14 protein-coding genes are annotated in these 13783 nt (G+C 71.7%); 8 read left to right on the forward strand and 6 right to left on the reverse strand.

From position 1 onward, the window contains the following. Positions 1-4: 4 nt before the first annotated feature. Both ACH4SP_RS03095 and ACH4SP_RS03100 read right to left on the reverse strand, forming a co-directional pair. A complete protein-coding gene (locus tag ACH4SP_RS03095) occupies positions 5-823 on the reverse strand; it encodes a maleylpyruvate isomerase family mycothiol-dependent enzyme (protein WP_398408596.1) in 819 nt (272 codons plus the stop codon). 4 nt (positions 824-827) lie between these two features. Next, complete coding sequence (locus tag ACH4SP_RS03100) at positions 828-1436, reverse strand: MarR family winged helix-turn-helix transcriptional regulator (RefSeq protein WP_398408598.1); 609 nt, start codon at positions 1434-1436, stop codon at positions 828-830. A gap of 107 nt (positions 1437-1543) precedes the next feature. Here ACH4SP_RS03100 and ACH4SP_RS03105 point away from each other — a divergent pair, with 107 nt between their 5' ends. Beyond that, complete coding sequence (locus ACH4SP_RS03105) at positions 1544-1957, forward strand: organic hydroperoxide resistance protein (protein WP_398408600.1); 414 nt, start codon at positions 1544-1546, stop codon at positions 1955-1957. 9 nt (positions 1958-1966) lie between these two features. Here ACH4SP_RS03105 and ACH4SP_RS03110 read toward each other — a convergent pair whose 3' ends face one another. Continuing rightward, a complete protein-coding gene (locus tag ACH4SP_RS03110; RefSeq protein WP_398408602.1) occupies positions 1967-2605 on the reverse strand; it encodes a TetR/AcrR family transcriptional regulator in 639 nt (212 codons plus the stop codon). A gap of 131 nt (positions 2606-2736) precedes the next feature. Between ACH4SP_RS03110 and ACH4SP_RS03115 the strand changes: the two genes are divergently transcribed. Beyond that, positions 2737-3147 carry a DUF6463 family protein gene (locus ACH4SP_RS03115; RefSeq protein WP_398408604.1) on the forward strand — a complete coding sequence of 137 codons (411 nt, stop codon included), beginning with the start codon at positions 2737-2739 and terminating at the stop codon, positions 3145-3147. A gap of 20 nt (positions 3148-3167) precedes the next feature. Here the strand turns inward: ACH4SP_RS03115 and ACH4SP_RS03120 are convergent, their stop codons facing one another. The 3 genes from ACH4SP_RS03120 to ACH4SP_RS03130 all read right to left on the reverse strand — a co-directional run bounded on the left by ACH4SP_RS03120 (position 3168) and on the right by ACH4SP_RS03130 (position 6109). Beyond that, on the reverse strand, positions 3168-4397 hold the full coding sequence (locus ACH4SP_RS03120) for an RNA polymerase sigma factor (protein WP_398408606.1): 1230 nt from the start codon (positions 4395-4397) through the stop codon (positions 3168-3170). Between the two features lie 48 nt (positions 4398-4445). Then, entirely contained in the window at positions 4446-4808 is a 363-nt protein-coding gene (locus ACH4SP_RS03125) for a YciI family protein (protein WP_398408608.1), read from the reverse strand. 200 nt (positions 4809-5008) lie between these two features. After that, entirely contained in the window at positions 5009-6109 is a 1101-nt protein-coding gene (locus ACH4SP_RS03130) for a substrate-binding domain-containing protein (protein WP_398408610.1), read from the reverse strand. A gap of 244 nt (positions 6110-6353) precedes the next feature. Here ACH4SP_RS03130 and ACH4SP_RS03135 point away from each other — a divergent pair, with 244 nt between their 5' ends. From ACH4SP_RS03135 to ACH4SP_RS03160, 6 genes are all read left to right on the forward strand, one after another. Continuing rightward, positions 6354-7709, forward strand: a complete 1356-nt coding sequence (locus ACH4SP_RS03135) for an ABC transporter substrate-binding protein (protein WP_398408612.1) — start codon at positions 6354-6356, stop codon at positions 7707-7709. Next, on the forward strand, positions 7706-8644 hold the full coding sequence (locus tag ACH4SP_RS03140; protein WP_398408614.1) for a carbohydrate ABC transporter permease: 939 nt from the start codon (positions 7706-7708) through the stop codon (positions 8642-8644). Before ACH4SP_RS03135 ends, ACH4SP_RS03140 begins: the two co-directional genes overlap by 4 nt. Beyond that, positions 8641-9549 carry a carbohydrate ABC transporter permease gene (locus tag ACH4SP_RS03145; protein WP_398408616.1) on the forward strand — a complete coding sequence of 303 codons (909 nt, stop codon included), beginning with the start codon at positions 8641-8643 and terminating at the stop codon, positions 9547-9549. Before ACH4SP_RS03140 ends, ACH4SP_RS03145 begins: the two co-directional genes overlap by 4 nt. Positions 9550-9584: 35 nt before the next feature. Next, a complete protein-coding gene (locus ACH4SP_RS03150; protein WP_398409511.1) occupies positions 9585-10565 on the forward strand; it encodes a hydroxyacid dehydrogenase in 981 nt (326 codons plus the stop codon). Between the two features lie 226 nt (positions 10566-10791). After that, positions 10792-12852 carry a PQQ-binding-like beta-propeller repeat protein gene (locus tag ACH4SP_RS03155; protein ID WP_398408618.1) on the forward strand — a complete coding sequence of 687 codons (2061 nt, stop codon included), beginning with the start codon at positions 10792-10794 and terminating at the stop codon, positions 12850-12852. Further along, positions 12849-13742 carry a heparin lyase I family protein gene (locus tag ACH4SP_RS03160; RefSeq protein ID WP_398408620.1) on the forward strand — a complete coding sequence of 298 codons (894 nt, stop codon included), beginning with the start codon at positions 12849-12851 and terminating at the stop codon, positions 13740-13742. The genes ACH4SP_RS03155 and ACH4SP_RS03160 overlap by 4 nt, the downstream gene beginning before the upstream one ends. Positions 13743-13783 lie beyond the last annotated feature (41 nt).

Raw genomic sequence — 13783 nt, forward strand, 5'->3', positions numbered from 1 at the left:
GGCCTCAGAACTCGGAGTGGGCGAACCACCGCCGCAGCAGCTCTTCGTCCCCCGAGGTCACGAAGGCGTCCGTGTCGTGCCGCACCCTGCCGTACACGAGGAGCAGGAGATCGGCCGCCGCCCCCTCCACGGTGGCGTCGGCCGAGTCCTGCGCAGGGCGCTGCTGTTCGATGCCGAAGCCGTCGGGGCGCAGGCGCACCAGCCAGTCGGCCCCAGTGTCCGTCGTACGGAAGCGAAGCGTCTCGCCGGTGCCCCGCAGCTGGGCGGTTCCGGGGGCGAAGGGCGTGGCGAAGGGGAGGTTGACCAGGAACTCGTCCACCCCGTCGGTCGCCAGGGCGGGGTCGATCACGGGCCGCCGCCCGAGGGCGAGTTCGGCGTCGGCGCGGTGCACCAGGGTCTCGAAGAGCATCCGGCGGATCCAGAACCTGGCGTGCCCGTCGGCGCCCCACACCCACATCGGGGCGTCCGGGTCGACGGCGGCGAACGCCCCGGCCGCCTCGTCCGCGCTCCGGGCCAGCCAGTCCGGGTAACCCTCCTCGTGCTCCGGCAGCCGCAGCTCCACCTCGCGGCTCTCGGGCCGGGTCTGGACGCCCCGGCGCAGCAGGGCGGCGAACCAGCGCTGCACGCTTCCGGTGTGCCTGACCAGGTCGAGCAGGGTCCAGCCGGGACAGCCGGGCACCGGTGTCGCCAGGTCGGCGCCCCGGGTGAGCGCGACGAGGGCGGCGGTCTGAGCCGCGACGGCCTCGCGGTGGACGGCGGGGGGCAGGGCCGCGTACGGCTGGGGTGACAGGTCCATGTGGTTCATGTGGTTCATGTGATCCATGTGGTTACGCCTTCTCGTTCTTGGTCTCGTCCGTGGCGCAGCTTCCGGGGTGCGTGCCCGGGGCTGTGCCGTCCAGGGCGGCGGTCAGGGCGTTGAGCCGGGCGCGCAGGTCCATGACCTCATCCAGGGAGAGGCCGGTGGACGCGGCGATGGCGCGCGGCACGGCCAGCGCCCTCGCACGGAGCGCGGTGCCCTCCGCGGTGGGCCTGACGGTGACCGAGCGCTCGTCGTCGGCGCTGCGGCGGCGCTCCACGTGACCCGCCGCCTCCAGGCGCTTGAGCAGGGGGGAGAGGGTGCCCGAGTCCAGCCTGAGGCGTTCGCCGATCTTCTTGACCGGGAGTTCGCCGTCCTCCCAGAGCACCAGCATCACCAGGTACTGCGGGTAGGTGAGGTCGAGGTCCTTCAGCGCCGAGCGGTAGACGCTGTTGAAGGCGCGCGTCGCCGCGTGCAGCGAGAAGCAGATCTGGTGGTCGAGGCGGAGGAAGTCCTCGTCCCGTACGTCTCCCAGCTGCTCCGCCGCGTCTCCCGGCTCCGCCAGGTCTCTCGGCTCCGCCGCGTCTCCCACGTCTCCCGCATCTCGTTCGGCCATCGCGTTCGCCCGTTCCTTCGCCATGGAAGCAGCGTACCGCGCACCATTGAGTTGTGCACAACTGAATTGCGTGCTCTAGTTGTCCCCGAACGGTTTTCCCGATCGATGACGACCGAAGAGAGATGGACCCCATGGACGCGCTGTACACCGCTGTCGCCACCGCCAACGGCCGCGAGGGCCGTGCCGTCAGCTCCGACGGACAGATCGACCTGCCGCTCGGCTTCCCCGCCGCTCTCGGCGGCAACGGCGTGGGCACCAACCCCGAGCAGCTCTTCGCGGCCGGATACGCCGCCTGTTTCGCCAGTGCGATGGGCTCCATCGCCCGCCAGGAGAAGCTCGACGTCGCGGACGTCTCGGTGACCGCCGAGGTCAGCATCGGCAAGGACACCGACGGCGGCTTCGGGCTCTCCGTGGTCATGCGGGTCGAGCTGCCCGAGCACCTGGAGGGCGAGACCGGCCGCAAGCTCCTGGAGCAGACCCACGCGTACTGCCCCTACTCCAAGGCCACCCGCGGCAACATCCCCGTCGAGCTCGTCATCGAGTAGTCGGGCCCGTCAGCGAGCAGGCGTCTCGGCGGCCCCTCCGGGGTCGCCGCGGTGCCGGTCGGCCAGGGCCGTGATTCCTGCCGTCGCGGCGGTGGCGAGGTCGGTGACCATCGCGTCGTCGACGGGCAGGTTGAGGATGTACAGGGCGGACGCCAGGGAGCCGAGCAGCAGTACGTGGGCCATCGCGGGGTCGACCGGCCCGGACAACTCGCCGCGGGCCACGGCCTGTTCGATGATTTCGGCGAAGCCGGCCTGCTCGGCGGCCATGAAGGTGTCCTGGAACCGGCTGTCCAGTTCGGGATTGGCGGCGAGTTCGCTGATCAGGGCCGGTGCCAGCTGTCGGGCCGCCGGGGCGGCCATGCGGGCGTGATACGTCCTGACCAGCGCCAGCAGATCCCCGTGCAGGGAGCCGGTACCGGCCCACGGGGGCAGTGACTGCTCGTGCATGGTGGCGACGAACGCCATCTCGGCCTTGGAGCCGTAACGGCGGTAGATCGCCGCCTTTCCCACCCCGGCGCGCGCCGCGACCTGATCGACGGTCAGGGCCGGGTAGCCGACCTCGTCGATCAGCTCGCGGGCGGTCCGCAGGATCTTCTCGTCCACGCGGCTGTCCCGGGGGCGTCCGCCCTGTTGCTTTCTCGCTGCCATGCCCGCACTATACGGAACCAGAGTATCGAAACTGCGGTATCGGAACTGTGGTGCCGGAATCGCGGTGCCGGAATCGCGGTGTCGGGACTCCGGCTTCGGAGATCGCCTTCGCGACAGGACGGAGAACTCAAATGATCAAGTGGGCAGGCTGGATCATCACGTTGTTCGGAACCGCGCACACCATCGGCGCCCTGACGGTGGAGAAGGCCGCGCGCCACGCCGGGACGTGGTTCAGCGGCGGACTGTGGCACGAGGACCTCGCCGACATGAGCCCGGCGGGCAGCGCGTACTGGTTGAGCCTGGAGAGCTTCGGCCCGCCGCTCATCCTGCTCGGCCTGACGGTGCTGTGGCTGGATCGCCGCGGCATCACCCCACCGGCGTTCATCGCCTGGTCGCTGTGGGTCTGGACCGTCGTCGACGCCGTGGTCCTCCCGCTCACGCCCTGGCCGCTCGTCGTGCTCGCGTGTGCTCTGCTCCTGATCGGATGCCGCCGCGCCCGCCGCGACAGTCCCGCGACCAAGGCCGGGGTTCCCGGAGCGTGACCGGGGTCCGCTCCCCGGGATCAAGCGGTGCCGGCGGCCCTCCTCAGCAGCAGCTCCTTCTCCGCCTCGTTCCGCGTCAGCGCGGCCGCCCGCTCGAACTCCGTCCGCGCCTCCGCCGTCCGCCCCAGCTCCGCCAGCAGGTTCCCGCGCACGCTGGGCAGCAGGTGGTACCCGGCCAGCGCAGGTTCCTTCGCCAGTACGTCGACGATGGCGAGCCCCGCCTCGGGCCCGTGCGCCATGCCCACGGCGACAGCCCGGTTCAGTTCCACCACGGGCGACGGCGGCAGCACCGTGTACAGGGCGGCGATCTGCCCCCAGTCCGTCTCCTCCCAGCTCGCCGCCCGCGCGTGGCAGCCTGCGATGGCGGCCTGGACCGCGTAGGGGCCGGGAGCGCCGCCCAGTTCCGCGGCCCGCGCGAGTGCGGTGAACCCGCGCCGGATCAGCAGTCGGTCCCACTGCCCGCGGTTCTGGTCGGCGAGCAGCACCGGGCGGCCGTCGGCGCCGGTCCTCGCCCTCGTGCGCGAGGACTGGAGCTCCAACAGGGCAACCAGGCCCAGGACTTCCGCCTCCTTCGGCATCAGCCCGGCCAGCACCCGTGCGAGCCGCAGCGCGTCCTCGCAGAGCGCGGGCCGTATCCAGTCGTCGCCCGCGGTGGCCGAGTACCCCTCGTTGAAGACGAGGTAGACGACCTCCAGGACGGAGGCGAGCCGCTGCGCGCGCTCCTGTCCGTACGGCACCTCGAAGGGCACGCCCGCGCTCGCCAGCTTCCGCTTGGCCCGTACGATCCGCTGGGCGACGGTCGGCTCGGCCACCAGGTACGCGCGGGCGATCTCGTCCGTCGTCAGCCCGCCGAGCAGCCGCAGCGTGAGCGCGATGCGCGCCTCCGAGGAGAGCACCGGGTGGCAGGCGGTGAAGATCAGCCGCAGCAGGTCGTCGTCGATGTCGCCGGGGCCCGAAGGATCGGGCGGCGGAGCCACGTCCGTCAGACTCCGGCCGACCTCCGCCAGCTTGCGGGCGTACGTCTCCCGGCGTCGTACGAGATCGATCGCCCGGTGCTTGGCGGTGGCCATGAGCCAGGCCCCCGGATTGTCCGGGACACCTGCCTCGGGCCACCGCTCCAGCGCGGCGACCAGTGCGTCCTGCGCGATCTCCTCGGCGATGCCCACGTCCCGCACGATGCGGGTGACACCGGCGATGATCCGCGCGGACTCGATCCTGAATACGGTCTCGACCGCGTTTCCTGCCGTCACGGCCACCCATCAGAGCAGCCGCGCGACAGCACGGCAACCGCTGCTCGCCTACTCGTCGCCGGGACCGAAGACCTGGCGCACCTCGCAGGTGAGGTCGAACTCGTCCTCGTGGACCTGGACGAACCGCCTGGTCCACTCGACGGCCTCGTCGAGGTCCTTGGTCTGCAGCATCGCGTACCCGCCGACGACCTCCTTGGCCTCGGTGAAGGGCCCGTCGAGCACAGTCGCCTTCCCAGCGCTCCACTGGACGCGGCGGCCGGTGTCGAGGGGGCCGAGGCCACCGGTGTCGAGCAGGACGCCGGCCTTGGTCATCTCCTCCATGAGCACTCCCATGCGCTCCATCAGTTCGGGGCTGGGCTCGGCGGGCGAGGTGCTCTCGTCCACGCGGATGAGCGAAAGAAAACGCGGCATGACCGTCTCCTGGGGTGCGGGTGGCGGGGCGATTCCCCGTCCTCTCACTGATGCGTCGAACGGCGGACGCCGCAATCGACACATGCCCAGAAGAATTCTTTCGGCCCAGTGCGGCCGAGTGCGGTCGGGGCAGCCGAGTGCGGTCAGGGCAGCCCAGTGGGGTCGGGGCAGCCCAGTGGGGTCAGTGCGGCCCGGCCCGATCAGGTCCCGGCGCCCCCGCAGGACCCGCGGACCACCAGGGTGGGCCACAACTGCACCCGGTGCACGGGGCGTTCGGCCGGGTCGGCCATGCGGGCCAGGGCCATTTCGGCGGCGACCGAGCCGAGCCGGTGCTTGGGCGGGCGGACGGCGGTCAGCGGCGGGTCGGACGCCGCGGCGACCTCGTCGTCGTACGAGACGACGGCCAGGTCGTCGGGGACGGTGAGCCCCCGGTCGCGGGCGCGCTCCGTCAGGCCGATGGCCTCCCTGTCGGAGTGCACGAACAGGGCCGTGACCCCCGCGTCGTGGCAGCGCCGCAGCACGGTGTCGTACGCGTCGGCCCAGCCGGGGGAGCCGTAGGCGGGCACGTCGAATTCGAGGTCCTCCGGGCCCGGCAGGCCGAGCGAGGCGACGGTCTCCCGCCAGCCTTCGAGCAGGGCCCGCGTCGTGGGACTGAACCGGGCGGTGACGAAGGCGATCCGGTGGTGGCCGAGCGTGACCAGGTGCCGTACCGCCAGGCCCGCCCCCAGACTGTGTGCGGTGGTCACCGCGTCGAGCGGCAGCGTGGGCAGCGCCGGTGGCGGCAGACGCTCGACCAGCAGGACCGGGACGGTGAGGCCGCCGAGCCAGCGCAGAAGGTCCAGCCCGGCCTCGCCGGTGGTGGTGGGGGCGATCAGCAAGGTGCGTGCCCCGCGGTCGAGGAGCGCGGAGACCTGGCGCCGGTCCTCCGCGGCGTCGTACGCGGAAGCGCGCAGCGCGAGTCTGCCGCCCGCGGCGGCCACGGCCGACTGGGCACCCTGAATGACCGGCGGCCAGTAGAACTCGACCGTGGGGACCACCATGCCCACCAGGGCCTGACCCGGCAGCCGGCCGAAGGGGGAGGGACCGGCGGGGGACCGCTGCTCGGGCGGATGACCGCGGTGCGGCTGGGTGACCCCGCCGTGCACGCGCTGCACCAGGCCCCGGTCGGCCAGGATCGTCACGTCCCGCCGCACGGTCACCGCGGTCACTCCGAGCCGTACGACCAGATCGGCCAGGCGTACGGTGCCCCGTTCCCGGACGGCGGCGAGGATGAGTTCCTGCCGTTCCGAAGCCAGTCTCATGGAGTCGCTCCCGCTGTTCTGGCGTTCTGGTGATCGTTTCGTTTCGCTTCGTTCGGCTTCGCTCCGACCGCCCTGTTCTACCTCACCGCCCTGGTGGCGCGGAAGGTCCAGCTCCAGCTCCTGCTCTGCGCTATCGCCCGGCTTCCTTTCCTATCGATTCTGATCGTTGTCTTTCGTTTCCGTTGACCCGGAGCTTTCCCCGGCGCTGAAGTGTGCGAACAGCTCGCTGCGCGAAAGGAAACTCATGGTGCTCGGCATCCCACCCGACGCCGGTGGCGGAGACGGCGGTCCTCGGACGCACCGGTCGAGGAGGTCGCTGCTGCGCGCCTCCACCGGCATCGGCGCCGCGCTTCTCACCGGCGGTGCTCTCGGCGGTTGCGCGGAGGTGTCCTCCGGAGCGACCCGGGTGCGCCTGTGGTCCTGGCTGACCGGGATGGACCAGTACGTCGCCGCGTTCAACGCCGCCCAGCACGACGTCCACGTCGAGCTGAGCGTGATCGCCGCCGGAGTGGCGGGCGGCTACGCCCAGCAGACCAATGCCATCCGCGCACACAACGCACCCGACATCCTGCACGTCGAGTACCAGGCGCTGCCGCAGATCCTGACGACCGGCGGTCTGCGCGAGCTGACCGACGACATGGCGGACCTGGCAGGCGGATTCCTGCCGGCCGCCTGGCAGGGCGTACGTCCTGACGGACGCACCTGGGCCGTACCCATGGATTTCTGCCCGATGGCGTTCTACTACCGCAAGGACCTCTTCGACGGCGCGGGAATCCAAGTGCCCCGCACCTGGGCGGAGTTCAGGCTGGCCGCCTCGGCCGTCCGCCGGGCCGACCCGGCCGCGCGGATCACCACCTTCCCCCTCAACGACGGCGCGTTCCTCGCCGGAATGGCCTGGCAGGCGGGGGACCCGTGGTGGCACATCGCCGACGGCTCCTGGCAGGTCGGCATCGACCGTCGAGGCACCCTGCGCACCGCCGACTACTGGCAGGAGATGATCAGTTCCGGCCGCGTCGGCAGCGGCGGCACCGGCACGCAGAGCTGGACCGCCGCCCTGCACAAGGGCGGACTGTGGGGGCTCCTGGGCGCGACCTGGAGCGTGGGGCTGCTGAAGAAGTCCCTGCCCGACGACACCGGCCGCTGGGCCGTCGCGCCGATGCCCACCTGGGGCGACGAGCCGGCCAACGGCGTGCACGGCGGTTCCGCCTTCGGGATCTCGGCCGAGAGCGACGTACCCGAGGCGGCCCTGACCTTCCTGCGGTGGCTGAGCACCGATCCCGCCGTTCCGCGCATCGGGGCGAAGATCACCTTCCCCTCGCCCGCCCACCGGGCCGGCCGGCGCGTCGCCCGGGAGGCGTACGACGACTCGTACTTCATCGGCGACCCGGTGTACGACGTGCTGGACGCGGCGGCGAACCGGGTGCCCGCGTGGACCTGGGGACCCAACGCGCTGAGCGTCTTCTCCGCCGCCGCCGACGCCCTGGGGCCCGTCCCCACCGGAGCGACCACGATGCCCCGGGCGGTCCACCGCATCCAGTCGGCCGCCGTGAGCACCATGCGGGCGCGCGGCCTGGCCGTGACGGACGGGGTCCGAACATGACCACGACAACAGCTCCCGCGCCCGCCCCGGAGCGCACGGCGGCCGCCGCGCCCGTACCCCTGCCCCGGAGGAAGAGCAGGCGGCGGCTGTCCGGCCTCGCCCTGGCCGCGCCGTTCGGACTCCTGCTGCTCTGTACGGTGCTGGTGCCCATCGGCTACGCGTGCTGGCTCAGCCTGTTCACCGACCGACTCTCGGGGCTCGGCCTCGACGGCTACCGCGAGGTGTTCACCGGCCTCGGCAACTACACGGCGGTCCTCGGCGACCCCGCCTTCCGCGACAGCGTCCTGCACGTCGCCCGCTACGCGCTCGTCCACATCCCGGTGATGTTCGCGGGCGCCCTGGTCATCGCCCTGCTCCTCGACTCCGCCGCCGTCCGGCTGCGCCGGATGTGGTCGCTGGCCGTCTTCCTGCCGCACGCGGTCCCCGGGGTGATCGCCGGGCTGATCTGGGGCTACCTCTACAGCCCTGGCATCGGCCCGCTGAACGACGTCCTCCCGTTCGACCCGCTCGGCGACGGCGGCGTACTGCCCTCCATCGTCAACATGGCCACCTGGCAGTGGATGGGCTACAACACGATCATTTTCTACACCGCGCTGCAGACCGTGCCCCGCGAGGTCCTCGAAGCCGCACGCGCCGACGGGGCGGGCGCCCTCCGCACCGCGCTGTCCATCAAGGTCCCCATGATCCGGCCGACGCTCTTCGTCGCGCTCGTGTTCACCACCATCGGCTCGCTCCAGCTGTTCACCGAACCGCTGGTGCTGCGGACCTTCACCGGCGCGGTCACCAGTACCTGGACCCCGAGCCTCTACATCTACGAAGCGGCCTTCATCAGCAACGACTACGGGCGCGCCGCCGCCGCGTCCATCCTGCTCGCCGTCGCGTCGGCCCTGCTCTCCGCCCTGGTGATGCGCCTGTCCGCCCGGAGGTCACGATGACCGCACCCACGACGACGCCGAGAGCCGCGGCCCGGCAGCGGCGCCCCGCCTCACCGCGACGGGCCGCGGGATCCCGCTGGACCTCACGGAGCGCGGTCCACGCCGTACTGCTCCTGGCCGCGCTCTACAGCGTGCTGCCCCTGGTGTGGCTGGCGACCTCGGCCACCAAGTCCGTCGGCGACTTCTCCACCAGCAGCGCCTTCGAGTTCGCGGACTGGAACCTGTGGAACAACCTGCGGGACCTCTTCACCCGCGAAGACGGGGTGTTCCTGGACTGGATCCGCAACTCCGTGCTCTACGCCGGGGCCGGCGCCTTCCTCGGCGCGCTGATCTGCACCGCCTGCGGCTACGCCGTCGCCAAGCTCGACTTCCCCGGCCGACGGGCCCTGTTCGCGGTGACCCTGGCGGGCGTACTGGTGCCGCCCACGGCCCTCGCGCTGCCGCTGTACCTGCTCGCCTCGCAGCTGCGCGTCGTGGACACCTTCTGGGCGGTGTTCGTCCCGCTGCTCACCAACCCCTTCGGCGTCTACCTCGCACGGACCTTCGCCGAAGCCTCCGTACCCGACGAAGTCCTCGAAGCGGCACGGCTCGACGGGGCCGGCGAACTGCGCACCTTCGTACGGATCGCCCTGCCGGTGATGCTGCCGGGATTCGTCACCATCGTGCTGTTCCAGTTCGTCAGCATCTGGAACAACTTCTTCCTGCCCCTGGTGATGCTCACCGACCCCGAGCTCTTCCCCATGACCCTGGGGATCCACCAGTGGAGCACCCGCGCACCCCAGTTCCCCGACCACAACCCCCTGGTCATCACCGGATCCCTGCTCGCCGTGGTGCCGCTGATCATTGCCTTCGTCGTACTGCAGCGCCAGTGGCGCAGCGGCCTGGCAGCCGGGAGCGTCAAGTGACCGCCGCCGTACGCAGGCCCGAAGCGATGCTGCTGATGAGCAGCCGGTCCCGGGAGACGCAGTTCGGCCCGCAGGAGATGGCCCGGCTGCGGGCCGCGGCCGGCCTGGGCGAGCCGGTCGCCGCCGAGGACCTGGGTTCCGACCGCGTGCTCGCGCGCCTCGCCGAGACGGAGGTGCTGATCACCTCGTGGGGCTGCCCGGTGCTGGACGAACCGGTGCTGCGGGCCGCGCCCCGGCTGCGGGCCGTCCTGCACGCGGCGGGTTCCGTACGGGGCCACGTCCCGGCCGCCGCGTTCGACCGGGGCCTCCTGGTGACCACGGCCGCCGCCGCGAACGCCGAACCCGTCGCCCGCTACACCCTCGCCGCCGTGCTGTGGGCGTTCAAGAAGGTGCCCTTCCTCGCCGCGGACGCCCGGAGGTTCCGCGAGGACTGGACGTACCGGGAGGGCAGGGGGGAGCTGAGCGGCCAAGGCCGTACGGTCGTCGTGGTCGGTTTCTCCCGCATCGGCAGAAGGGTCACCGAGCTGCTGTGCGGCCTCGGCCTCGCCCGGGTGCTGGTCGTCGACCCGGTCGTCGACGCCGCGGAGATCGTCGCGGCGGGAGCCGAACCGGCCCTGCTGGAAGAGGCGTTGCCACAGGCCGACGTACTGACCCTGCACGCGCCGGAGCTGCCGTCGACCCGGCACATGATCGGCGCCGGACAACTGGCCGCCCTGCCGCCGGGCGCGGTCCTCGTCAACACCGCCCGGGGCGCCCTGATCGACCACACCGCGCTCGAAGACGCCTGCCGCGAGGGCCTGCACGCCGTCCTCGACGTGACCGACCCCGAACCGCTGCCGACCACCAGCCCCCTGTACGACCTGCCCAACGTCCTTCTCACGCCGCACATCGCCGGCTCGCTCGGATCGGAGACCAGGATGATGACGGCCGCGGTCCTCACCGAACTGGAACGCTACGCGGCGGGCCTGCCACCCGTCTCCCCGGTGACCCGGCGGTCCCTGGCCGTGCAGGCATGACGGCCGATCGCGACCGCTCGCGCGGGCCCCCGGCCGACACGAGTCGGCGCGCACCCCAGCACCGATCCCGAGCGATTCCCGGCACCGATCCCCAGTAGTTCCCGGTGCCGCCGAGCTCCCGCCGATCACCGGGGGCGTCAGCCCCCGCCACGCACTCCGTAGAACACCGGAGGAAGTAATGCCCCACCCCCACCCCCACGCCCACCCCCACACCAGCAGACGACACGTGCTTCAGGCAGGAGGCGCGGCAGGCCTGGCCGCGGTGCTCGGCCTCGCAGGGCAATCGGCTGCCGCCGCGCACCGGACCACGGACCGGACCGCGGACCGGACCACGGCCGCAATCGCCGACCGCACCACGCCCCGGATCACCGATCTCGGTCCCGCCGTGGTCCAGTTCGCGCTCATGAGCGCGGTACTGATCGGCGACACCGTCTACATCGGGTCACGGAACGTCGACCCCGTGCGCATCGTCGCCCTCCACCTGCCGACCCGCACCGTGGCGGCCCGGACCGGTCTGCCCCACGGCCACTCCGTCCAGGCCCTGGCGGCCGACCCGACCGGCCGGTACCTGTACGCCGGCGTCCTGCAGAAGGCGGACGTGGGCAAACCCAACCTCTTCCGCTGGGACGTGACCGCGCCCGGAAACCCCGCCGAGGCGATCGGCCGCATCGGCGACCGTGACGTCCGCGCCCTCTCCGTGGCGCCCGACGGGCTCCTGTACGCAGTGGGCGGCGGCGCCGACACCGCTCCCGCTCTGTGGGAGTACGACCCCAAATCCCGCAAGGTCCGCAACGCCGGGGCCCCGGGCCCCAAGGGCACCCTCGTGCGCGCCGTCGCGGCGACCGGCACGACGGTGTTCCTCGGCGCCGGAACCACCTTCAACGGCGGCGGGGACACCGGCCGGGCCACCCTCTACGCCTACGACCGTTCCGCCGGAACCTTCACCTCGGTCGTGCCCCCGGAGATGGCGAACGATCCGAGCATCCGCGACCTGGCGGTCGTCGGCGACAGGCTCGTCGTCGGTTCCGCCGCGTCGAAGGAGCAGGCGAAGGTCGCCCTCATGGACCTGGCCGACCTGTCGAAGTACACCGTGGCGACGTCCAGGGGCACGGTCGCCAAGCTGTTCACGGAGCTCGACGACACGGTCTACTTCGCCGGTGACGAAGGCGTCCACGCCTACGACAAGCAGACCGGCACCATCACCGCGGTCGAGTACGAAGGACCGGACCCGGGCGAGATCTGGGGCATGGACAGCCGGGCCGGGAAGATCGTCGTCACCTCGGCCTTCGGCTTCGTCGCGGAGATCGACCCGGCCGCGGGCACCTCGGACGTCATCGACCTCGGGGAGGCGGGCGCCCCACAGACGCCGCAGCTCGCCATGGGCCTCGCCGCGGGCGCCGGTTACGTCTACGTCGGCGGAACGGGCACCCTCGCCCGGCACTCGCTGCGCTCCGGCGACGTCGTCAACCTGCGCGCGCCCGGCGAGGCCAAGGACTGCGTCGTCCACGACGGAGCCCTGTACACCGGTCAGTACAACTCGCAGGGCATCTGGCGCCACGACCCTGAACGCGACACCGCCTCCGACACCGCCTCCGACCCCGACCGGTGGATGCACCGGGTGGCCGGTTTCCCGCCCGAGCAGAACCGGCCCCTGGACGTCGCCCTGGACCGGACGAACGGCCTGGTGCTCGTCGGCGTGCAGGCCGACACCGAGGGCGGCGGTTCCCTGTGGACGTACCACCCGGGGACCGGCCGCTCCCGCTGCTTCGTCGATCCGGTCGACGCGCTGCAGTGCGTGCGCGGTGTCGCGAGCCAGGACGGTGTGGCGTACCTCGGCGGTGACAACACCCTCGCCACCGGGCCATGCGGCACCGTGGTGGCGTTCGACCCCGTCCGGGGCAGGGAACTCTGGCGGATCGACCCGCAGCAGACGGCGGGTACCGCCGCGCTGGCGGTACGGGGACACCACCTGTACGGGCTGTCGCGCAAGGGCGGTCTGTTCGTCGTCGACATCCGCCGCCGCACCCTGGTGCACCGGGCGGACGTCAGCGAGGTCTGCGACGGCTTCGCCGCCATGGTGACCAACCGCGGTGTGGTGTACGGGGTCTCCGACACGACCGTGTTCCGTTTCGACCCGCGCACCTTCGCGGTCAGCACCGTCGTCCCCGCCGTCAAGGGCAGCTGGTACAGCGGCGCCCACCTCACCCACGACGAGGCCGGCCATCTCTACACGATGCGCGGCCGCAACCTGATCCGGATCACCGACAGGCAAGGGACACGGACATGACCACGTCGATGAGGACGTCGAAGAGGACAGCGAAGAGGACGGCGAAGAGGCCAGCGAAGACTGCCGTGCGCGCCACGGTCGCCCTTGCTCTGGCGGGGGCCCTCTGCGCGGTGTGCCTGAACGCCGCCGAAGCGGGTCAGGACTTGCCCGACGGGTCAGCGGCACATCAGCCCCGGAGCGCGAACTCCCCCCTGCTGAACATCGACTACAAGGACGGCAGCCTCAACTCGGGCATCCCCGGGCTCACGACGACGCACGCCACCGCGCCCGACGCGTCGTCCGTCGCCAGGTCCGGCGACGACTACGCCATCACCCACAAGGTGACTCTCGGCGACGCCGGCTACGAGTCCGACGGAGCCCCACGCAGCGAGAGCGCCACGAACGACGTCCCGCAGGGGGTGTTCCACGTGGGCGACGAACGCCGGTACGAGTTCCGCGTCCTGCTGAAGGGCTGGAAGACCTACGAGGCGGGGGACTCGGAGAGCGGCGACATCATCTTCCAGGGCAAGCACGCCGGCGGGAACCTGCCGTCGTTCTACCTGATGACCAAGCGCAACAGCATCGCCTTCCGGTCGCCCACGCTCGGACTGCAGGCCGACGTGGTCGCCGACTTCCGCACGTACGTCGATCAGTGGATGACGTTCCGCGTGGACGTCCGCTGGACGGACGACAGGACCGGCTTCTACCGGATCTCCACCCGGATGCCCGGCGAACCGGAGTTCACCCTGCGCAAGACGTACGAGAAGGTGCGGACCTTCCACCCCAAGAACCCCACGGAGTTCGGCTACCTCAAGTGGGGCCTCTACCGGCCGGGCCAGAGCATCGGGAACGGAGACGTCCGGACGCGGGTCGTGCAGCACGACGACGTCCGGGTGAGCCGTACGCCCTGAGGCGGCCCGGCCCTCGCGCATCCGTCCTCAGGGACAACCGC

It is taken from the genome of Streptomyces sp. NPDC021093 (assembly GCF_044333135.1).
Lineage (GTDB): Bacteria > Actinomycetota > Actinomycetes > Streptomycetales > Streptomycetaceae > Streptomyces.